Below are 22,714 nucleotides of genomic sequence, written 5' to 3' on the forward strand. Positions count from 1 at the left end.
GGTTTCTGCTTCTTAAAATGTAAGTTTTTAAGAATTTAACTGTATAAAAGAAAAACTCACGCTCGCAAAATACGGTACATCTGTTTAACCTGATCTAAAATACCTTTACTAATCCGAAAAGCGCCTAAAACATGCAGTGAAACCAGCTTAAATACTTTTATCAGATTAATTACAAGGCATTATGAAGAGAATTTACTTTTTTGGTTGGCTAAGTTTGTTTTATTTATTAACTGTAGCTGCTTACGCCCAGAATGTCCGGGGGCACGTAACGGACCTGGAAACCGGAGAATCGTTGCCCGGAGTTACCATAGCCGTAGCTAATACAACCACAGGCACTACTACCGATGCCAAAGGAAATTATTCGTTAAGTTTAACGAACGGGACGCATCAAATTCAATTCTCCTTTGTCGGGTATAATAACCAAATTAGGGAAGTATCGATTAACAACAACGATATAACCTTAAACATTGTGCTGGCGCCAGGAACACAAACCCTTACCGACGTTGTAATTGTGGGTTCCCGCTCTACTCAAATTCGGTCTAACGTAGAAACAGTAGCCCCTATTGATGTTATTTCGGTACGGGAACTCCAGACAACCGGCCAGATTGAGCCGGGCCAGATGATGAACATGGTGGCGCCTTCTTTTAATTCTTCGCGTCAAACGCTGGCAGATGGTACCGACCACATTGACCCGGCTACTTTAAGAGGCTTAGGGCCCGACCAGGTGCTGGTGTTATTAAATGGCAAGCGGCGGCACAACCAGGCTTTACTAAATTTAAATGGTACCGTAGGCCGGGGTTCGGTAGGAACGGATTTAAACACTATTCCGGTGGCTGGTATAGAGCGGATTGAAGTATTGCGCGAAGGTGCGGCCTCGCAATATGGGTCCGATGCAATTGCGGGAGTTATAAACGTGGTGATGAAAAAAGATACCGGCACCACGGCTAATTTACATTTAGGTCAGTTTTACGAAGGCGATGGTAGCAATGCTCAGGTAGGGGTTTATCATGGCATAAAAGCTGGTAATTTGGGTGTGATTGGCATAGCGGCGGATGTGCGTTTGCGGGAAGCTACAAACCGAGCTGGCCGCTATACCGGGCCAGTGTACCAAAACTGGAATGTTAGCCAGTTACCCAATGAGAGTCAAGAAGGCTGGCTGAACCGCCGGCAAACACTTTATAATCAGGATCAGGCCTTAATTAACCAAAACAATTTTAATTTAGAAAATAACCTGTTGGTAGGTAATTCGGCTGTAGATAATTTTAACGGCATGCTGAATGGCAGGTTAAAAGTAGCGCCCAAAACCGAAGTGTATTTTACTGGCATCTTAAATTACCGGAAAGGTATGGGAGCAGGTTTTTATCGTTACCCGTATCAAACCAACCAGCTTATTCCGGAGATTTTTCCAAACGGGTTCTTACCCGAAATTCATTCTACCATTTGGGACCGTTCTGGTCTGGTAGGTATTAGCGGCGAATGGGGCAAAGGCTGGCGCTGGGATTTATCTAACGTAATCGGCGGTAATTACTTTCGCTTCGACGTAGAAAATTCGGTTAATGCGTCGCAGTATGAGTTAGGAGCAAATGCCCCAACTACGTTTTATGCCGGTACCCTTAAGTTCAATCAGAATACTTCGGATTTTGGTGTTTCCAAAGATTTTGGACAGGCAATTGGCTTACAATCTTTTAACGTAGCGGCTGGTCTTTCTTACCGCCTCGATAATTATCAGATTTTGGCCGGAGAAGAAGCTTCTTACCGGAATTTCAACCCGGCTTCGGGCAGGGCCGGAGGAGCGCAGGTATTTCCGGGTTATCAGCCAGCTAATGCCGTAAACGAGAATCGTAATGTTTTTGCCGGCTACTTAGATATTGAAACTGATATTACTGATAAATTATTGTTGAATGCAGCCGGCCGTTACGAAGATTACAGCGACTTTGGCGGTAACCTGGCCGGTAAGTTAAGCGCGCGGTATAAGTTTGCGGAATTTTTCTCCCTAAGAGGTACCTTATCTAACGGTTTCCGGGCACCATCTATCCACCAGCGGTATTTTAGTGCTATTTCTACTGTTTTTATTTCGGTACCTAACCAAGGCTTGCAACCGCGGCAGCAAGGTACTTTCCGGAACGATGGCCCGGTAGCGGCGGCTTTTGGAATTCCGTCGCTTAAAGCCGAAAAATCTACTAATTATAGTTTGGGTATTACTTCGCAGCTTCTGCCAAACATGACGTTAACCATAGATGCTTACCGCATTGATATTAAAGACCGCATTGTATTAACCGGGCAGTTCCAACGCGGAACATCGGCCGCCGGGCAACAGACTGCCGCCTTGCTCGATGCCGCGGGCCAAACCGATGTGCAAGCCGCTATATTTTTTACCAATGCAGTAAATACCCGTACCGAAGGCCTGGATGTAGTTCTATCCGGCGATTACCCGCTGGGCCAAGGAACGATAAATCTAACTCTGGCCGGAAATTTAAACAAAACAGAAGTACAAGGCGAACCCAAAGTATCTGAAACATTACCCACTGAGGTATTCGGCAACGTTTTATTTAACCGGCAGGAGCGGGGTCGATTGGAGTGGGCACAGCCGCGTAGTAAATTTACTTTAGGCGGTACTTACCGTTTAAATAACTTTAGTTCTAATCTGCGGGTAACCCGTTTTGGGGAAGTGAAAGCTCTGGACCCGAATACTCCGCAGCTCGACGAAGATTTCTCTCCCAAAACTATTACCGATTTAAGCGTAAGCTACCGGTTTACCAAATGGTTACAATTTACAATAGGAGGAAACAATATTTTTGATGTTTATCCGGATAAACTGGCGGTTACCCAATATCCAACCGCTACTAATCCTACTTCTTTAGATAATTCCTCGTTTGACCGGTTTGTTTATGGGCGTGCCGCTACCCAGTTTGGTTTTAACGGTGGGTACTATTACGGCAGCCTGGCTTTTAACTTTTAGAATAGTATAAATCTCAAAAGCCTTCGTTCTACCAGAGCGAAGGCTTTTGAGATTTATAGTTCAGCTTTATTAATAATAGAAAGCTGGGAATTTATTTATCCCACGGAGATTAACAAAACGGGAAATGCTTCGGTAGCCAAAAATATAAACCCACCCGATGAAGAAAATTTGTAAGGGAACCCGGAACCACAAATAAGATAAACCAGGCCCGGTAAAATCGGCGTTAGGAATATTTACGTGTTTTATAGCCGCCACAATATTGGCTGGTAAAATAGTTATCAGAAATGATATTAAAAGCAAGCTGCTGATTTGCCGCTTATTTTGGATTAAAAGTCCAAATCCCAAAAGTATTTCTATAACCCCGGTTACGTAAACCAACTGTAATTTAGCGGGTAAAAAATCGGGCATAGTGAGTATCATACCTTTTGAAAAGTAAAAATGAGAAGTGCCGGTAAAAAGGAGCATCGCAAACATAGCCATGCGGCCAGCTAATGCCACGGAAATTGTTTTCTTATTCTGGATTTTGCTATAAAGCAAGGTTGCCAGAAAAACTACGAGTAGAATAAAGAGCGGTGCCATTGTTTAAGATATTAAAAGTGAAACGATTAACTTAAACAAAGGTAATTCTCTTGACTACCTGGAAAAATGATGTATGTTAGGAATTGCGACTAATTTTATGACGGATCCGGCTCAGGCTTTCGGGCTGAATGCCCAGGTAAGAAGCTAAGTGTTTAACCGATATGGTATTTACCATTTGGGGATTTTTTTGTAGCAGTTTTAAATATTGTTCTTCGGCCGAAAGGGAAAGTAAATCTATTTCGCGGTTAGTCTTGTGTATAAAAAGCGTTTCAGCAAACAAACGTCCAATGCGTTCTGCCTGATGGTGCTTTTCGTAAGATTGGTATAAGTACTGGCGATGTATTCGCGAAGCCTGCACGTTTTCGAGCGCTTGCAGATAAACCCGGGAAGGAGTTTGCGTGAGAAACGACGAAAAGGCACTAACAAATTCGTCCGCAAAATGAAAGTTAAGCGTAAATTCCTGTTGGTTGGTTTGGTGGTAAACCCGTACAGCTCCAGCGTGAATAAAATATAAATACTGCTCAACCTGCCCGGCCTGGCATAAAAACTCGTTTTTCTGAAAAGTTACTTCTTCTAAATGCCGTTCAAATTCTGCCCATTGTTCCAGGTTTAAATTTACTAATTGCTGAAATGCCAGCTTTATTCGGTTATGATGATTCATGCTATAATCAAGCAGAGAAGATACAAGGTGAAATCTTATTTTTTACTACGGAATATTTATGAAAATGGTATTTTATATAGCGCTAATTTGAAATAGTGCTTGTATTAAGCATTATTATTTTATTATTTTTATAATTGGTTAATAAATTGTGTTTTTCTTATAAGATGCTAAAGTTGTAATTTAATTAAATATAGATTGAGGATTGTTCGTTAAACTTTGTAAGATAAAACTTGAATAAATTTAATTTGATTTTTTTAATTATTGCTAAAATAATTGTTAAAAGTATGTGTGTAAATAATGTATTTTTAGTAATATTGCAATAAATTTGTAAAGAGAAGAAGCGCTATGAAGAATGTTGATTACTTTACTGTTTGTTTCGTCTATAATAATATAAGATATTGTTTAAACTCCGTTTGTATATAACTAATTTTAATTAGAGTTTAATACTAATATTTAGCCATTCCTTTTACACAAAAAATCTTATTTGGTTGTTTTTTTTACTTGGTTGTTTATTGAAGCAATCTTTACATTTTTCTCAATTACTTCAAATAAGAAATGATGGATCGTGCCTTACTAGTTTCTGAAAAAAAAACTGCTTTACCTGTACTAACGGAAGATAGAGTTTACGTTAAGGGGAAATTCTTGTACAAGGGTAAAGAGAAATTCTTTGTAAAAGGAGTAACTTATGGAACCTTCAAACCGCAGGCAAATGGCATGCAGTTTCCTGAGGAATCAGTGGTAGAGAAAGACTTTAGCATGATGGCGGAGCAAGGTATTAACTGTGTCAGGACTTATACCGTGCCTCCCGCTTATTTGCTTAACCTTGCCTTACGCTATAAGCTTAAAGTAATGGTAGGTTTACCTTGGGAACAACACATTGCCTTCTTAAGCAGCAAAGAGAGAAAAGGTGATATCGTTAAAAGAGTGCAGGAAGGTGTTCTTCTGTGTAAACAGCATCCCGCCATATTATGCTTTGCCATCGGCAACGAAATACCAGCTAACATAGTAAGATGGTACGGCAAGAAAAAAGTTGAGAGTTTTTTGAAAGAGCTGTATCGAATCGTTAAATCGGTTGATCCTGCTAGTTTGGTAACCTACGTTAATTTTCCTACTACGGAATACCTCGACTTAAGCTTTCTTGACTTCGATTGTTTTAACGTGTACCTGGAAACCCCGGAAAAACTAAATGCCTATATTGCTAAGTTGCATAATCTTTCCGGCGACCGACCACTTGTTTTAGCGGAGATCGGTTTGGATAGCTTGCGAAAGGGAGAAGAACAACAAGCCGAAACCCTGACCTGGCAAATTCAAAACGTATTTGCCAAAGGCTGCGCAGGCATGTTTGTTTTTGCCTGGACGGATGAATGGTGGCGAGGCGGATTTGAAATTGAAGATTGGGATTTTGGTATGGTAGACCGGCAACGAAATCCAAAGCCTGCTTTGTACGCAGTTAGCAATACTTTAAAAGCTATTCCTTTTGCTACAGATGCTGCCTTGCCGTTTATCTCGGTAGTAGTTTGCAGCTACAATGGGGCCGCTACCATCGAAGATACAATGATTGGTTTAGGAAAACTGGATTACCCGAACTATGAAGTTATTGTAGTGAATGATGGTTCAACGGATAACCTGGCAAATATTGTAAAGAAATATCCTTACCAACTTATTACTACCGAAAACCGCGGCCTGAGTAATGCCCGCAATACAGGGTTACATGCGGCTAAAGGTGAAATTGTGGCTTATATAGATGATGATGCCTATCCGGACGAACATTGGTTACGTTATTTAGCCGCCGCTTACCTTACTTCGGATCATGCCGGTATGGGAGGCCCTAACATTGCCCCAGACGAAGATGGCCCTATTGCCAAGTGCGTGGCTAATGCTCCTGGAGGACCGGTGCACGTTTTGTTATCTGAGGAAGCTGCCGAACATATTCCCGGCTGTAACATGTCGTTTCGCCGAAGTGCGTTATTAGAAATTGGTGGCTTTGACCCCCTATACCGATCAGCGGGAGACGATGTGGATGTTTGCTGGCGCATCCAAAAAGCTGGTTATACCATAGGTTTTCATCCCTCAGCGGTGGTGTGGCACCATCGCCGTAATTCCTTAAAAGCTTATTGGAAGCAACAGCAAGGCTACGGAAAAGCAGAAGCCTTACTGGAAGCCAAATGGCCAGAGAAGTATAATGAATTTGGCCATTTAGCCTGGGCTGGTCGTATTTACGGTAACGGTTTTACTTTGCCCATTAAAACAAAAAAAGATAAAATTTTTCATGGTACCTGGGGAACGGCTCTGTTTCAATCCGTTTATCAACCCGCTGATGGACTTTTAAATTCAATTCCTTTAATGCCGGAATGGTATCTTTTTTCTGGATTTCTGGCCTTTTTAGCAAGTTTAGGATGGTTATGGAGTCCTTTGTTGTGGGTATGGCCAGTGTTTCTTGCCTCTATTTTAATTATGTTGGTGCAGGCGGCAATTAGTGCTTCTAAAAACGTTTCGCAGCAGATTGCTAAAAAGCAGAATGTAAAATACCAACTTTTAATTACCCTGCTGCACGTCATTCAACCAATAGCCCGTTTGTACGGAAGGCTAAAACATGGCTTAACTCCCTGGCGTTTAAGAGGTGATTTTTATACTTCGCCGTATGCATTTGTTTTAAAAGCTAAGCAATTTACACTATGGTCCGAAAAATGGCGATCAGCAGAAGAATGGTTGGAAGAAACCGAACAAAATCTGATAAAAATGAAAGCCAGGGTACAAAGGGGAGGCAATTTTGACAAGTGGGATATCCGGGTACGGAATAGTATATTCTCCAGCAGTAAGGGTTTATTTACCTTTGAAGAACATGGGGCCGGTAAACAGTTGCTTCGCTTTAAAGCCTGGCCCATTCCTTCCAAAACTTTAGCGCTAGCATTGCTTTTAATTACCGCTACTGCCGCACTTGCTGCCTTAGATAATGCTATACAAGTTACAGTAATCCTTTTTATGTTAGATATATTGCTTATTGCTGCCTACTGTAAAGATTCGGCAAGTACTATTTCTGATATGTATGAGGCTTTTAACAGATTAAGTAATACCTATAAAATAGATCCAAAAGTAATTGGTATAGCACAAATGGAAGGTTCAGAACAACCTGAAAATGAAGCTGTGCCGGTTTCCAAAGATGCCTTAGAAATAGCGCCGCACGAAAAAGATCTAGAGGAAGTGCCATTAAATAAGAGTGCCTAGAACAATTCTTTAGATTGTAGAATTTCGATCAAAAAAGTAAGCTTTTGAAAGTAGTTCTCTGCTTGTTGTTATGGAGAAATTGAGAATAGTTGTAAGCGGATTTATCGGCCTTTTGCCTTCCGGGGGAGTTACCTGGGATTACCTCCAATACCCATTAGGATTTTACTCAATGGGGCATGATGTATATTACATAGAAGATACTATGCAGTACTCCAAGTACCAATCGGCAGGAAAGGAGTGGAATGACTCGTCTGATAGTATCCAATATTTAAAGGATACAATGAAAAATTTCGGACTGGAAGATAGGTGGGCATATAGAGATGTAGCATCTGGAGAATGTTTTGGGCTTACGCTAAATAAGTTACTGGAAATTTGCGCAACGGCCGATTTGTTTATCAATGTTTCTTTGTCCGGTTATTTGAGAGAAGAGTATTTAAAAATACCCAAAAGAGTATTAATAGATTCTGACCCGATGTTTACCCAAGTGCAGGATTGGGACGATTCTTTTCCGAATAAATCTTCTATTAATATTAAAAACAATCTCAGCAACTATAATTATTTATTTAGCTTCGGCGAAAACATTAACGCTCAAAATTGTCGGATACCCACTTATAATTTAAAATGGGAAGTAACAAGGCAGCCCATTTGCTTAAATTATTGGCAATACCAACCTGTTAATGGGAGCCATACTTTCACAACTGTAATGAATTGGTCTGTAAGGCAAAAACTAAAGTACCAGAATGAGGAGTGGGGACAAAAAGATGTGGAGTTTGAAAAAGTTATGAGCCTCCCAATGCTCTTTGATAAAGCTAACTTTCAGGTTGTAGTAACAGACAGTTTAAAAAAATTAGATTATGGTAAGTTGCAGCAATCAGGCTGGCAAACAGTAGATCCCTTAGATAAAATTAATAATACTGAAGATTACCAGGCATTTATTAGCGCATCACTTGGAGAGTTCTCTGTAGCAAAAGAAACGTATGTTAAATCAAACAGCGGCTGGTTCAGTTGTCGTTCAGCATGTTATCTGGCTTCGGGCAGGCCCGTAATTACGCAAGAAACAGAGTGGTCAAAATATATTCCTTCCGGTACCGGCATATTTGCTTTTACCGATACGGACTCTGCTATTGCAGCACTAACAGAAGTAACAGCAGATATCGATAAACATTCAAAAGCAGCGAGAGACATTGCAGAGGAATACTTTAGTAGTGAAAAAGTATTAAATACCCTACTTAATAAGTTGTGATTTTTGCAATTACAATTATTTGGTAGTTAAAAGAGAGTTAATGAAAGAATCTACTTTTTCTTTATTAAAAAGAACTTTTGTTCAAGCTCGCCCTTACTGGGCTTATATAGCAGGTATATTTATTTGCAATTTTTTAGCTTCTCCTATTGCTTTATTAAAGCCATTAGCATTAAAAATTTTAATAGATAATGGCTTTGGTTCCCGGCCTCTTCCTGGCTTTATTACTTACTTTTTTCCAGTTAATTATGAGTTCTCTTTTACCTCTATTGTATGGATTTCTGTTGCGTTGGTTCTTCTTATTGCTTTAATTGATAACATTTACACCGTTATTATATGGATATTAAATACCTATACAGGTGAAAAGCTTGTAAGAAACTTCAAGTACCTTCTTTTTAATCAGGTACAACGCCTTTCTCTTGCCTTCCACGATCGTAATGGAACAGCAGATTCCGTTTATAGAATTCAATACGATACTTCAGCCATCCGTACTTTAATAATCGGAAATCTATCTCCCATCCTAACTTCCTGTATTACATTAGTGGGAATGATAGTTATCATGTTTACTATTAATTCGCGCTTTGCTCTTATAACATGTTCTATCATTCCTCCTATGATTTTTCTTACCCGGATTTCTACTAAAAAACTGAAGAAGGATTGGAAGAAAGTGAAGGAATACGAAAGTAATGCGATGTCGGTAGTTCAGGAGGTGCTTACTTCATTACGCGTGGTAAAGGCATTCGGACAGGAGGAGGGAGAAAGTAACCGGTTTATGGCTAAAGCCGATATAGCAATGAAGGGTCAGTTGAAAGTTGCCTGGATTGGTGCTTTGTTCTATTTCTGCATAGGAATGATCTATGCGGCGGGCACCGCTTTATTTATTTACTTTGGAGCAAGTTATGTGCGATCTGGCGAAATGACACTGGGTGAACTGACAATGGTAATAGCCTATCTCGGACAGATCTATGGTCCTCTGGACAAAATCAGCCGAAATTTAAATGAAGTGCAATCTTCTTTAACGAGTATAGAGCGGGTTTATACCTTATTAGATGAACAAAGAGAAGTTAAAGAAACAGCAAATCCAGTACATCTTGCTCGTACCAAGGGAGTAATAGAATTTCAAAATGTGGGTTTTTATTATAATAAAGAAGTTAGTACTTTAAATAACATCTCTTTTAAAGTTCAATCAGGAGACCGGATAGGAGTTATGGGATCTACCGGGGCGGGTAAGTCAACATTAATTAATTTAATTACCAGATTTTACGATCCTACTTACGGTCAAATTTTAGTAGATGGTATAAATATCAAAAACTATAAGTTATCAGACTACCGCCAGCAATTTGGGATAGTTCTCCAGGAACCTGTGTTATTTTCAACCACTATAGCAGAAAATATTGCTTATGGTCTTCCTAATGCCAGTACAGAAGAAATTATAGCGGCGGCCAAAATGGCCAATGCGCACGATTTTATTACTAAATGCTCCGATGGATACAATACTTTGGTAGGAGAAAGAGGAATGAACTTGTCGGGCGGAGAAAGACAAAGGATATCTATTGCAAGAGCTTTTATAAAAAATGCGCCTATTCTAATTTTAGATGAACCTACCAGTTCATTGGATGTAAAAACGGAAGCTCAAATAATGGAAGCAATGGAACGCTTAATGCAAGGACGTACCACCTTTTTGATTACTCACCGGCTGGACACCTTAAATTCTTGTAGCATTATATTACATCTTGAAAAAGGTAGTTTAGAAGAAATAATAATAAATAATAATTCGGATACACTTGCTAAAAAAAAGACAAGTTTTCTTTCCGGCAACATAATAAGGTAATAACGCTTAATCTTTGAAAATGCGCGTACTAGTAGCAGGATGGTTTTCATGGGAAGACATGGGAACGACAGCAGGAGATTTAATAGCCAGAGACATGGTTTGTAAATGGCTCGAAGAAGCGGGCATTAACTATGAAGTGGCCGTTCATTCCCGTTTTCCTTATGCCAATGCAATAGATTGGGAAAAGGCTGACCAAAACAGGTACACAGATATTGTTTTTGTTTGTGGCCCCTTTGGTAATGGCTATCCTGTAACAAATATGCTGGAACATTTTTCTACGGCAAGATTAATAGGCCTAAATCTATCGTTACTAGATTCACTGGAAAACTGGAACCCTTTCACTTTGCTTTATGAGAGAGACAGCTCAAGAGCCGCTCATCCCGATATCACTTTTTACGCTCCTCCTCCTAAAGTTCCGGTTGTTGGAATAATCTTGGCGCATAAACAAAAAGAGTACGGCAAAAATGGAAAACACGATGCCGCCAATGAAGCAATTGAACGACTTATAAATAGTAGAGAAATGGCCATTGTTCCTATTGACACTGTTATAATAGATAATGCTGGTAAACTGAGAACAGAAGGAGAAATAGAATCCTTACTATCCAAAATGGATGTGGTGGTTACTACGCGTTTACATGGAACAGTATTGGCCATTAAAAACGGCATTCCTGTTATTCCAATTGACCCCATTGCCGGAGGCGCAAAGATTTCGCTGCAGGTAAAAAGTATAGGTTGGCCTTTATTATTCCGGGCTGATTCTTTGAATGAGAAAGCTTTATTAGAGGCATTTGAATATTGTCTTACTCCTGATGCAAAAAGAGAGGCAAGAGATTGTGCATTAGGAGCTATAAATGAAATCAATAAAATCCACCATAAGTTTATAGCAGACATTAAAACTTTATCAGAAATTTAATTTTTTGTTAAAGATTGCTAGTGATGATTCTAACAGTTTATTGACTGGTTTGCAACCAAGTCGATTAGTATTGTATCTGATTTAGTTTTTGTTCAAGATTAGCAAAGCAAAATCAATGAATCATAGCTAGTCTCCTTTTTAAGTCTAACTTCCAATTCACCAACTTGTCCTTTAAACTTTAATAACTTTCGGTACTAAAAAGCTTACCTATTACCCATACTTTCGTAAAATAACGTGAGTTCGAGATAAGAAAAACCCACATAAGAAGTAAGCTAATCTTCTTTAATTCTGTCATTCTGGAAGAATCTAACCGGTTACTTGCTGGTTAGATTCTTCCAGAATGACAAAAATAGATGGGAAACTCTATTATTTAATTCTTTTAACTAATACAGGTATGCTTTTTTGTTATTATATTCTTATATCGAACTCACGTTACAATAGAATTAAAATAATAGTGCAGCTTAATGGATGGTGTACCTTAAATAATTTATTAATAATCAGGTTGTTAAAGGAATTGCAAGTTGCATTTATTAAATGTAAATTTGTAGAAGAACCAATTGTAAATGAGTAATTACGATAGTGTACGGTAGCGAATTATTTGTTGGCTTTGGCCTACAAAAAAGGTATTGTACTGAATGTAACCAAGGTACAGAAGCTGCTTTTCATTGCTTACGGTTATTTCCTAGCTAAGTATAACCAACACCTCATGAACGAACCGCCCCGGGCCTGGCCGTTTGGTCCTGTATTTCCGAAAACCCGTAAGCAGGTAAATTATAGTAAAATTATTGAAGTAGAAGATCCGGCTTTACAGGAAATAACATCCGACCCAATAGTATCAGATACCCTAAACCGCATTATCGATAAATATTCTAAATTTAGCGCCAGCCAATTATCTGATTGGTCGCACATGCCGGGTAGCCCCTGGGATAAAACTACCAAAGAGGCCTCTTTTACCTGGGATTATCCTATTCCCGACGAATACATTAAAGAATATTTCTCTAACATCGAGATTTAACGGCTTAGGAATACAACTTGCAAAGCTTAGAAGAAATTATCCGGTCGCGGGCTACGCCTATTGGCAGAGATACCGATATTGATGCCGACGACTTAACGGCCCAACGTCGGCGCTTCGAAAATCAGCGGTATAAAGAAGATACCTCGCACCGGAAATGGCTCGCCGTTTGGACGGCCATTGTAGTTACGGGCTGGTTAGGAGCTGTGCTTTATATTTTAATTATGAACGAGCGGCTTATTTGTTTAAGCGATACCGTACTTACTTCATTATTAGCAACCACCACCTTAAATGTATTGGGCTTGTCGTTTATTGTGCTCCGGGGGCATTTCTTATTACAGAATAAATAAGTCAATATTATTTAAATTTCAGTGGCAGGAACCCCGACCAAAGTATAATAGCCCCGGTTACTAAATAATAACCTATAGCACAGAAAATAACTTTATCCGTAGGAAGAAGTGGCGGAAAAGCATAAAACAAAACAGCACTGCCAAATAAAATTGTTAATAAACGCAACGGGTACACCAGCCACTTAGTTTTAATAAATCTTGTTACAAAACAGGTAAGCAATTGTCCGTTATAACAAATGGTAATTAGTAATCCAGTAACAAAAATATAATTTACCGGAAACTGACTTTGCTGGATATAGAGCAATAAGTAAAAACAATTAATTAAATTTAAGTAAAGTAATTTTTGAGTCATGTACTCGTTTCCGGGCGGGTAAAACAAAGTAACGCTGAAAAGTAAATTTTTCTTATTTACGCCTTCTACGGCTAAAGTACTGATAATTTAAAAAAGGTCAGCTAAGTTATGGATTGAGTTTGTAAGAAGGATGAAAGATTTTATTAATTATTTAAGTTTGTAAGTAACCAGACAAAATAAATTTACTATACTGGATGTCGGGATCGTAGTAAAAAGGAGTTAATATTCTACGCAAAAGTCTAACATCTACTAACCTGATATTAGCGTTTCTTTACTTATCTGAGTGAAGATTAAATTTTTTAAAAGTCAAGTATTCCCCGATTAACCTTTCTGGATGGCGATAATTTATACCTGCCGGCACTATTTTACAAAAAAAGAGCTGCTTATAAAGCAGCTCTTTTTCAATTATTACAGGTAAATCTTTTAATCTTTTTTAACACAATTCGGCACTTTCTTGCCATCTTTGTTCTTCATGCCTTGTTGTTCATAATCCTTCCAGCACGGGTCTTTCTTTTCCGAAGTTTTCTTTTTAGTAGGCATTTCGTTGCTTTTTAATTTCTATGCTATACGGACAAATTTTACTTTAGGCTGAAAAATAACTGGATTAAACCAAGAATTTAATAGTATAAGCTGGTGGATGGTAGTAGTTTATAATCAGGCGATTCTGTTACAAAAACCAGCAACAAGTTCTTGGTTTGATGGCTCCTCTGTTCTGTGTTATAACAAATAGTAAATTACCAGATGGTAGCTGCGTACATATTTAAAATTGGTTCGGCAGATAAATGGTAATCTCAAATTTTCGGCCTAAAAGCTAGCTTAATTAGTAAGTTTGTAACTGTTATCGCTTAATAAAGGTATTTATTATTAAAGAATGCGAAGTTAAGCCAACTAAAATCTAAATTTTTGCCCGGTCATGTATTGTTAAGCCGTGTTTTTCTTCTTTACCAGAATCACTTAAACAAATAGTTGCTCATGAAATGGATTCTCTTTTTCCCTTTTTTTACTATTTTTCTATTAACTAGCTGCGGTATCAAGGAAAGGGAGACTTCGGTGCAACAAAAGGAAGCAGAGCTAGCCCGGCGAGAACAAGATTTAGCCGTAAGGGAAGAAGCCTTGCGCCTGAAAGAAGAAACCTTAACCAAAAGAGAGCAAAAGTTAGATAGTACCCGCCTGGATTCGGCCTTCTATAATCCGGCCATTACGGGTATCTGGAACGCGAAAATGGTTTGTACCCAAACAACTTGTCCGGGTTCAGCAATTGGCGATACCAAATCCGAAACCTGGGATATTAGCTACCAAGGTAACCAGATTCTGGCCAAAGCAATGGCCGACAATACCTTAGTTAGAACATATACCGGTACTTATAATGATAATTGGCTGCATTTAAGAGAAAATGTAGCAATTTCGCCTAATGCTCCGGCTACCGAAATGGTGGTACGGCTATCGTTTTTAAATGAAAACACCCTGGAAGGGCAACGAGAGATTATTCGTTCCGGCGACTGTAGAATTGTTTATTCTTTACAGTTAGAAAAGAATAATAGCGAAACTCTTTTAAATTAAAGTTATGGTATTATTAAGTGAGCTAAGCTTCGAATTGCCCTTACGCAATCCGGTAATTATATTTTCGCTGGTACTTTTTATTATACTTTTTGCGCCTATTTTATTTAATAAAATTAAAGTACCGCACATTATCGGACTAATTGTAGCCGGTATTATTATTGGTCCTTATGGGCTAAACTTGTTGCTGCGCGATAGCAGCATTGTTTTATTTGGTACGGTAGGTTTGCTGTATATCATGTTTACCGCTGGTTTAGAAATAGACCTCGAAGAGTTTAAGAAGAACCAGGTAAAAAGTCTGGTATTTGGTATATATACTTTTCTGGTGCCAATTACTCTAGGTACCATTGCTGCTTTCTATGTATTAGATTTTAATCTTCCTTCTGCGATATTACTGGCAAGTATGTTTGCTTCGCATACTTTATTAGCTTACCCCATTACCAGCCGCTATGGCATTAACCGCATCCGCTCTGTTACGCTCACTATTGGCGGAACCATTATCACCGATATTCTGGCCTTATTGGTTTTAGCCGCTATTGTAGGCATGTATAAAGGCGATATTAGTAGCGCCTTCTGGATTAGATTAGGCGTTTCGTCGGTAATTTTTGCCGCTATTGTTATTTTCTTATTCCCGCTCATTGCCCGCTGGTTCTTCAAAAAATTCGATGATAATATCTCACAATACATCTTTGTATTAGCAATTGTTTTTTTGGGTTCTTTTTTGGCCGAAGTGGCTGGGCTGGAAGCTATTATCGGAGCCTTCCTTTCGGGCTTGGCTATTAACCGGTTTATCCCGCATACATCGCCTTTAATGAACCGCATTGAGTTTGTAGGAAATGCTTTGTTTATTCCTTTCTTTTTAATTGGAGTGGGTATGCTGGTTGATTTCAGCGTGTTGTTCAAAGGCTTGGGAGCCCTTAAAGTAGCGGCGGTTATGATTGTAATGGCCGTAATTGGTAAATTTTTAGCGGCTTGGGCTACTCAAAAAACCTTTCGTTTATCTGCAGACGAAAGGCAGATGATCTTTGGTTTAAGTAATGCCCGGGTAGGAGCCACCTTGGCGGTAGTTTTAGTGGGTTATAATGTAATCCTGGGAGAAACGCCCTCGGGGGTGCCTATCCGTTTATTAAATGAAGATGTTCTGAATGGTACTATCTTAATGATTTTAGTTACCTGTACCATAAGTTCCTTTACGGTTGAAAAAGTATCGGCCAAAATTGCTTTGCAGGAAAATGAAGTGCCGGAAACTACCGAAGGCGACCCTGATGAAAGAATCCTGATTTCGCTGGCGTACCCCGAAACGGTGAATGACCTGGTAGACCTGGCCTTTTTAATTAAGCCTCATAAAAGTAAGGCGCCCGTTTATGCTTTGCATGTAAAACAAGAACAGGATTCCTCGGAAAGCAGCCAGGCGGCCGGAAAGAAAATGATGGAAAAAGTAATTAAGCATGCAGCCGCTACCGATAATGAAATTGTGCCCTTATCACGTTTCGATTTAAATATTAGCAACGGTATAATTTACACTATAAAAGAGCACAAAATAACCGATTTAATAATGGGGCTGCACCACCTGGCGTACAAAGGAGAAGCCTTTTTCGGGCCATTAACAGAGAATCTTCTGGAGAAAACCCGGGAATCTATTTTTATTTATAAAGTGGCTCAGCCCGTAAATACCTTAAAACGTATAGTAGTAGCTGCGCCTCCTAAAGCCGAGTTTGAGTTAGGTTTCCAACAATGGTTCGACCGGATAAAAACCATTTCCCGGGAAACAGGTTTGCCACTTATTATCTACGCTACTCCGGTTACTATTAAAGAACTGCAAAATTTAAACGGGAATGCTAAATCGCCCCTGTCTATATCTTACGAAGCATTTGAGAACTGGGAAGAATTTCTCATTTTTAGCCGCGAAGTAAGGCAGGACGATTTATTTATTATTGTCGCCTCGCGTAAAGGCTATCTTTCTTATAACGCCGAATCGGAAAAGCTGCCTAAGTACCTGACCAAATACTTTATCCGGAATAGTTATATAATTCTGTATCCGCAACAAACTGAAGATACCGCCGACGCTAATTTAAAGCCTTTAGAAGAAAATGTAGAACTTATTGATAAGGCCGGCGACTACGTGAAAAGCGTTTTTTCTTCCGGGGAAGAGGATTCAAAAGGCCAGGCTTAATTATGTATAGTACCCTGAAATTTAAAAAGTTTTAAAGAACAGGCTGTATTTACCTCAGGTTAGTAAAATCAATACATAATTTGTCAAAAACTAATCTGATGGCAATTGTAATTAAAAACAAAACCGAATGATTTAGTTACATATTTTGGAATAACCCGGAACACATTGTATCTTGCGTCTGTTTATAATAAGTCTAAATAAGGATAGAACCAGGTGCAGAAACGTAAAAGTGTCCGGGATTTGAGAATTGGTGAGAGTGGTACGATATGCTGCCTCAACGATCCGGAAATGTCTTTGAAACTCCTGGAAATGGGTTGTATTCCGGGTACACCAGTAAAACTAAACAGCAAAGCCCCACTTGGCGATCCGATTACTATAATTGTAAACGATTATACCCTCTCTTTACGTTTAGACGAAGCAGCTACTATCCTGCTTAAATAATTTCGTCTATGGCAGAATTGATCCATCCGGAAGAAAAAATAGAAATAAAAACAACGGTTACTAAACCGATTACCAAGATTGCCTTAATTGGAAATCCCAACTCCGGAAAATCATCGTTATTTAATCAGTTAACTGGTTTAAATCAGAAAGTTGGTAATTTCCCCGGTGTAACCGTTGATAAAAAAACGGGTATTTGTCACCTTAATTCGCATCAAAAAGCCCGCATTATTGATTTACCGGGTACTTATAGCCTTTATCCAAAATCGCTCGACGAGAAGGTAATTATTGATTTGCTTTACAACCAGCAATCGGACCTTTACCCAGACTTGGTTATAGTTACCGCTGACGCGTCTAATTTAAAGCGCAATTTGTTGTTGTTTACGCAACTCATAGATTTACAAATTCCGGCGGTTTTAGCGCTGAATATGATGGATGTTGCCGAAAAAGACGGCATCAAAATCAATATGGAGCAATTGCAGCAGGATTTTGGCGTACCTGTTATTCCGGTTAATGCCCGCACGGGTAGCGGAATTGCAGCCTTAAAAATTGTTATTTCGCAGCAGTTACCAGTACCAAACCGTACTTTTTATCAGATTCCAGCAGATTTTTCCGGGTTAATAAAACAAATTAGGCAATATTTTGATTTACAGACCGATTACCTGGCCTGGCATTATGCCCACCAGTATAAAAATTTAACTTTTTTATCGGAAACAGATAAAAACTTTCTGTCGGATTTGCTGGAGCCATACCAATTCAGTTCCAATTCTTTGCAAGCCAGCGAAACCATTAATCGCTATACCCTTATCAACGAGTTGCTGCTCGACTCGGTACGCGTCGAAAAAGCCGATACCAACGAGAAGTTCAGTAACCGCCTGGACCAGGTTTTAACCCATAAAGTTTGGGGATATTTAATCTTTTTCGGGGTGTTGTTTATGATGTTTCAGGCTATTTTTGCCTGGGCCACTTATCCCATGGACTTGATTGACGAAGGAATAACGGCCATCAATAATTTTATTCAGGCCCGCTTTGATGGCCCTCTTATTAATTTGCTCACCGAAGGGGTAATTGCTGGTTTGGGCGGGATCTTAATTTTTATTCCGCAAATAGCTCTCTTATTTGCTTTTATTGCCATTCTGGAAGAAACCGGCTATATGGCCCGGGTTACTTTTATGATGGATAAAATTATGCGAAAGTTTGGGCTAAACGGAAAAAGCATTGTACCGCTTATTTCGGGGGTAGCGTGCGCTGTGCCGGCAGTAATGGCCGCCCGCAACATCGATAATTGGAAAGATCGCATGATCACCATTTTTGTTACTCCGCTCATGAGCTGCTCCGCCCGCATTCCGGTGTATACCGTTTTAATTGCGCTGGTGGTGCCCGAAAAATATTACCTGGGCTTTTTGAATTTACAAGGTATTGTGCTGATGGGCTTGTACTTGCTGGGTTTTACGGCGGCCGTTTTATCGGCGTGGGTAATGAAATTAATTTTAAAAGCCCGCGAACGCAGTTACTTTATAATGGAGTTTCCGGTGTATAAAATGCCCCGCTGGAAAAACGTTGGCCTGACGATTATTGAAAAAGTAAAAGCTTTTGTATTTGAAGCAGGTAAAGTAATTATTGCCATTTCTATCATTCTGTGGGTATTGGCGTCTTATGGTCCTGGTAACCGCATGGCACAGGCCGAACAAACCGTGCAGCAACAGGCACAGCAAAATAACTGGACACCCGAAGAAACCAGTCTGCATCTTTCTACGCAAAAGCTGGAAGCTTCTTATGCTGGTTTATTTGGTCGCGCCATTGAGCCAGTAATTAGGCCGCTCGGGTTTGACTGGAAAATTGGTATTGCCCTGCTGACTTCTTTTGCCGCCCGCGAAGTTTTTGTGGGTACCATCTCTACCATTTACAGCGTAGGCGACGAAGAAAATATTAAAACCATAAAAGAAAAGCTGCTCTCCGAGAAAGACGAGCACGGCCAAGCTTTCTTTACCCCAGCCCGGGCATTCTCTTTACTTATTTTTTACGTTTTCGCTATGCAGTGCATGAGTACCTTAGCCGTAGTATACCGCGAAACAAAATCGTGGAAATGGCCGGTTATGCAGCTAATTTACATGAGCGGCCTGGCTTACGTTTGTTCGTTGATCGTGTATCAGATTTTTAAGTAATTGGCTCAATTTTTTATATAACTTCAAATTTAAATCTAACAAAAAAGCCTTCTGTTTGTCAGAAGGCTTTTTTGCGTTAAAACCATTTATCCGGTTTAATTAGAAGCCGATGCTTTCTTTAATGTAGTCAGGTATTCTACTAAATTTACTAATTCCTGCTCGCTCATGGTTTGTTGCAGATTAGATGGCATCAGGGAAGTTTCCATTTGCTTTTTGGACACAACATCGGCTAAGGCATAGCTGGTAACCGAACCACCGGGTTGACGCAGATCTAATTTATCTTCGGTTTGGCTGGCAATAATACCTGTTACCTGGTTACCATCCTTTAATTTAAGCTGATAGCCTTCGTAGCCAAAACTAATACCGGCATCGGGATGCAGAATGGATTTATACAAGGCTACTTTGGGGAGTTTATTACCGATTTCGGAAAGCTCCGGACCAAAAGGAGTACCTTCGCCATTTACTTTGTGGCAAGCTACGCACGATTGCGAGAATACCGCTTTACCATTTACCGGATCACCGGTTAAGGTGGCTAACTGCTCAATAGGAGGGAGAGGCTTGCCTTCGCGGGATGGGGTTTTCAGGTATTGAGCTGCTTCTTCACGGATGTTCTGGCGGTAAGAATTTAATAAAACGCTACCGGCAACCTGCTGCATTTCGGGGTTTAATTTGTTGTTTTTAACAATATTTAGCAAACGGGCTTCTCCCGAACCACCCCGGCCAATTTTCTTTAAAGCTAATTTACGAACCTCCATACTGCGGTTGCCATTTAAGGCTACGTCTTCCAGCAGTTCCTGCGCTTTTTTATCTTCGTAGCGGCCCATGGCGGTTATCAGGGCCAGTGCCGGTTCCTCTTTGCTGTTTAATACTTTCATAATCTGGTCCGGACCAGTTTTTAACAGGATTTTGGAAGCTTCTACACCTATTTCCGATTCAGGTTGCGTGGTAGCCAAACGTACTAATTCAGCATTCTGGTCTTTTAATTCAAAGCGTTTTACTAATTGCACAAATTGATTTTTACCTTTTGCATAATCCAGCCCGCGGCGTAAAGCACTTTGCACTTTGGAATCGGACCCATATTTTTGGGCATCGATGTGATTTAAGGCTAAAGAAATTATCTGGCCTTGTTGCGGATTATTACTGTTTAATAAACCAATGAGTATTTGTTGCTTGGCATCATCTTCGGGGTAAAAATCGAAAGCCCGGAAGTAACGGGGCCGCTCTTTTTCAGAAACTGTTGCCTGGGTAATAAGAGTAGGCAGCATTTTTAAAGCTTCCGGAGTGCGGGCTCGCCAGATAATATCACGATTTGCTTTATTCGTTACATCGCGGTTACCTTGTTTTTGCCAAGCGGTAAAGAAAGTATCCCATTGTAAATCAGCGCCAATCCCTAAGGCTTCCAGGTACCAGCGGTCCTGACCATCGTATTGGTTGGCCAGCGTTGTCCAGATTTGAGCTGCTTCCGGTGATTTGTTAAAACGTAAATTTACAGCTACTTCCCGACGTACCTGCGGTGAGGCGTCTTTGGCTAGTTTTGCCAGAATGGGGTTCACATCCATTTTAGTCTGCAAGGCGGCGCGTAAACCAGCCATCCGGATATTGGCATCGGCATCATTAACCGCGGCATCAATGTACTTTTTGCCTTTTTTATCTAGTTTGCTTAAAAGCCATAAGGCCCTTGCCCGGAAACGAGGATTGTTATCGGACTTAAACATTTTAGCCAATACTTTCTCTGACTTCTTGCCCCAGCCTAGCAGTTTTTCATAAGCCAGGTAACGAGTAGCCAGGTTCGGACTTTTTAAGGCTACGGCAGCACCAGCCGGAGTAGATAAATCCAGTTTAGGAACACTGTAAGCTGAACCGGGAGGCGCTATCCGGAAGATGCGGCCTTTCGCTAAATCACCTACTTGGTGGCCACCTACTCCTGGATCGTACCAATCGGCCACAAAAAGCGAACCGTCCGGCGCAATGGTTACATCAGAAGGCCGGAACCACTTGTCTTCTTTAGTTTTCAGAATATTTACTATTTCGGCTTTATAACCAGCGCCGTCGTTTTGTACTGGGTAGGCTCGTACTACATTGGGACCCGCATCAGAATGAATCATCTGGCCCTGGAAGGTAGCCGGAAGTAAATTGCCTTCGTACACAACCATACCCGTAGGTGAACCCGCACCGGTTTGCAGTAAGTTAGGTACTACCCCGGGGTCGTTTAAATGCCAGTGGCGAAGCGGTATTTCTTCCTCCATGTTGGTGCGCGGCGATTGCCAGCTGGCTCCGGTCATCTGGTCCCGGAAACCATAGTTCCCGTAAGGCATTACGTAGTTAATCCGGACGCCCCGGTTGCCATCATCGTCGTTATCCGATTGCCACAAGGTGCCATACGAATCAACAGCGATTTCGTAATTATTCCTAAAGTTATTGGCCAGCACTTCAATATTAGAGCCATCCATGTCGCAGCGGAAAGCCATGCCTTGCCGGTAGGGTTTGCCATTGTCGGCAATTTCGTTGCCTTCCCGGTCGACTAATGGCTTGCCGTCTTTATCTTTAATTTGCTTGCCTTCGTTGCCAAAGTTAAAGTACAGTTTACCATCGGGGCCAAAGGTAAAAGCGTGTACGGCGTGGTCGTGCTGCTCACCTCCTAAACCGGTAAACAAAAGTTCTTTTTTATCGGCCTTATCATCGCCGTCGGTATCGGTTAAAATAAATACGTTGGGTGAGACCGAAACAATAGCTTTATTCCCCAGCACCGCTATACCCAAAGCGGCATTTACATCATTGCCTTGATAGAATACTTTTTCTTTATCGGCTTTCCCGTCGCCATCGGTATCTTCTAAAATTAAAATACGGTCGCCTTCGTCCTGGCCTTTGTTGTTGGGGTTAAGTTTGGGGCGGTAATTTACGCCTTCGCAAACCCATATTCTGCCTTTAGCATCGATATCCATATTGGTGGGGTTGCGGAGCGAAGGTTCGGTGGCAAATGTTTTTACCTCCAGACCACTGGCTACCTCAAAACCAGAAGTAAGATCATCGTCGGCAGGCCGGATCCTGTAAATATTTGTGCTGAAGGCGGCACTCAGGCAAACCAAGCCACCTAAAAGTAAGCGTCCGTTGGTTTTCGTCAATGAACGCCAATTTCTGTTTTGAGGCATTTTTTCCGGTTTGGCAGGAGAGCCTTTCTTATTATTCATAGGCAATAAGTATTTAATAAGTGGTAATAACTTCCAGATTTATTAAAATTACCTTTCAGCTATTCAGGCAG

14 protein-coding genes are annotated in these 22,714 nt (G+C 40.4%); 11 read left to right on the forward strand and 3 right to left on the reverse strand.

The features are described 5' to 3' along the window. The first annotated feature begins 181 nt into the window (after positions 1–181). A complete protein-coding gene (locus tag HUW48_RS25930) occupies positions 182–2,959 on the forward strand; it encodes a TonB-dependent receptor (protein ID WP_182413695.1) in 2,778 nt (925 codons plus the stop codon). A gap of 69 nt (positions 2,960–3,028) precedes the next feature. On the opposite strand, the gene HUW48_RS25935 is transcribed toward HUW48_RS25930, so the two are convergent. Then, positions 3,029–3,538: a DoxX family protein gene (locus HUW48_RS25935; RefSeq protein WP_182413696.1), complete on the reverse strand. Its 510-nt coding sequence runs from the start codon at positions 3,536–3,538 to the stop codon at positions 3,029–3,031. Between the two features lie 76 nt (positions 3,539–3,614). Further along, positions 3,615–4,199, reverse strand: a complete 585-nt coding sequence (locus HUW48_RS25940; RefSeq protein WP_182413697.1) for a Crp/Fnr family transcriptional regulator — start codon at positions 4,197–4,199, stop codon at positions 3,615–3,617. A gap of 555 nt (positions 4,200–4,754) precedes the next feature. Here HUW48_RS25940 and HUW48_RS25945 point away from each other — a divergent pair. The 10 genes from HUW48_RS25945 to feoB all read left to right on the forward strand — a co-directional run bounded on the left by HUW48_RS25945 (position 4,755) and on the right by feoB (position 19,455). Then, positions 4,755–7,424, forward strand: a complete 2,670-nt coding sequence (locus tag HUW48_RS25945) for a glycosyltransferase (RefSeq protein WP_220463974.1) — start codon at positions 4,755–4,757, stop codon at positions 7,422–7,424. 70 nt (positions 7,425–7,494) lie between these two features. Beyond that, the gene (locus HUW48_RS25950) at positions 7,495–8,667 is read left to right on the forward strand and encodes a glycosyltransferase (RefSeq protein ID WP_182413698.1); all 1,173 of its coding nucleotides are present in this window, start codon (positions 7,495–7,497) and stop codon (positions 8,665–8,667) included. 40 nt (positions 8,668–8,707) lie between these two features. After that, the gene (locus HUW48_RS25955; RefSeq protein ID WP_182413699.1) at positions 8,708–10,495 is read left to right on the forward strand and encodes an ABC transporter ATP-binding protein; all 1,788 of its coding nucleotides are present in this window, start codon (positions 8,708–8,710) and stop codon (positions 10,493–10,495) included. Positions 10,496–10,514: 19 nt separating this feature from the next. Next, positions 10,515–11,408: a polysaccharide pyruvyl transferase family protein gene (locus HUW48_RS25960; RefSeq protein ID WP_182413700.1), complete on the forward strand. Its 894-nt coding sequence runs from the start codon at positions 10,515–10,517 to the stop codon at positions 11,406–11,408. Positions 11,409–12,015: 607 nt separating this feature from the next. Next, on the forward strand, positions 12,016–12,423 hold the full coding sequence (locus HUW48_RS25965) for a Panacea domain-containing protein (protein ID WP_182413701.1): 408 nt from the start codon (positions 12,016–12,018) through the stop codon (positions 12,421–12,423). Between the two features lie 17 nt (positions 12,424–12,440). After that, positions 12,441–12,770 (forward strand): hypothetical protein, encoded by a 330-nt coding sequence (locus HUW48_RS25970; protein ID WP_182413702.1) that lies wholly within the window; start codon positions 12,441–12,443, stop codon positions 12,768–12,770. 1,324 nt (positions 12,771–14,094) lie between these two features. Then, positions 14,095–14,682 (forward strand): hypothetical protein, encoded by a 588-nt coding sequence (locus tag HUW48_RS25975; protein WP_182413703.1) that lies wholly within the window; start codon positions 14,095–14,097, stop codon positions 14,680–14,682. 4 nt (positions 14,683–14,686) lie between these two features. Continuing rightward, the gene (locus HUW48_RS25980) at positions 14,687–16,852 is read left to right on the forward strand and encodes a cation:proton antiporter (protein ID WP_182413704.1); all 2,166 of its coding nucleotides are present in this window, start codon (positions 14,687–14,689) and stop codon (positions 16,850–16,852) included. 213 nt (positions 16,853–17,065) lie between these two features. Then, on the forward strand, positions 17,066–17,293 hold the full coding sequence (locus HUW48_RS25985) for a FeoA family protein (protein ID WP_182413705.1): 228 nt from the start codon (positions 17,066–17,068) through the stop codon (positions 17,291–17,293). Between the two features lie 8 nt (positions 17,294–17,301). Beyond that, a complete protein-coding gene (feoB, locus tag HUW48_RS25990) occupies positions 17,302–19,455 on the forward strand; it encodes a ferrous iron transport protein B (RefSeq protein WP_182413706.1) in 2,154 nt (717 codons plus the stop codon). Between the two features lie 95 nt (positions 19,456–19,550). Here feoB and HUW48_RS25995 read toward each other — a convergent pair whose 3' ends face one another. Further along, complete coding sequence (locus HUW48_RS25995) at positions 19,551–22,643, reverse strand: PVC-type heme-binding CxxCH protein (RefSeq protein ID WP_182413707.1); 3,093 nt, start codon at positions 22,641–22,643, stop codon at positions 19,551–19,553. Positions 22,644–22,714: the final 71 nt, after the last annotated feature.

This window comes from Adhaeribacter radiodurans, assembly GCF_014075995.1.
Lineage (GTDB): Bacteria > Bacteroidota > Bacteroidia > Cytophagales > Hymenobacteraceae > Adhaeribacter > Adhaeribacter radiodurans.

What these genes read in the sequence shown, in the direction of transcription:
- HUW48_RS25930 (WP_182413695.1), top strand. Translation starts at nt 182, where the DNA reads ATGAAGAGAATTTACTTTTTTGGTTGGCTAAGTTTGTTTTATTTATTA.
- HUW48_RS25935 (WP_182413696.1), bottom strand. Translation starts at nt 3,538, where the DNA reads ATGGCACCGCTCTTTATTCTACTCGTAGTTTTTCTGGCAACCTTGCTT.
- HUW48_RS25940 (WP_182413697.1), bottom strand. Translation starts at nt 4,199, where the DNA reads ATGAATCATCATAACCGAATAAAGCTGGCATTTCAGCAATTAGTAAAT.
- HUW48_RS25945 (WP_220463974.1), top strand. Translation starts at nt 4,755, where the DNA reads ATGATGGATCGTGCCTTACTAGTTTCTGAAAAAAAAACTGCTTTACCT.
- HUW48_RS25950 (WP_182413698.1), top strand. Translation starts at nt 7,495, where the DNA reads ATGGAGAAATTGAGAATAGTTGTAAGCGGATTTATCGGCCTTTTGCCT.
- HUW48_RS25955 (WP_182413699.1), top strand. Translation starts at nt 8,708, where the DNA reads ATGAAAGAATCTACTTTTTCTTTATTAAAAAGAACTTTTGTTCAAGCT.
- HUW48_RS25960 (WP_182413700.1), top strand. Translation starts at nt 10,515, where the DNA reads ATGCGCGTACTAGTAGCAGGATGGTTTTCATGGGAAGACATGGGAACG.
- HUW48_RS25975 (WP_182413703.1), top strand. Translation starts at nt 14,095, where the DNA reads ATGAAATGGATTCTCTTTTTCCCTTTTTTTACTATTTTTCTATTAACT.
- HUW48_RS25980 (WP_182413704.1), top strand. Translation starts at nt 14,687, where the DNA reads ATGGTATTATTAAGTGAGCTAAGCTTCGAATTGCCCTTACGCAATCCG.
- feoB (WP_182413706.1), top strand. Translation starts at nt 17,302, where the DNA reads ATGGCAGAATTGATCCATCCGGAAGAAAAAATAGAAATAAAAACAACG.
- HUW48_RS25995 (WP_182413707.1), bottom strand. Translation starts at nt 22,643, where the DNA reads ATGAATAATAAGAAAGGCTCTCCTGCCAAACCGGAAAAAATGCCTCAA.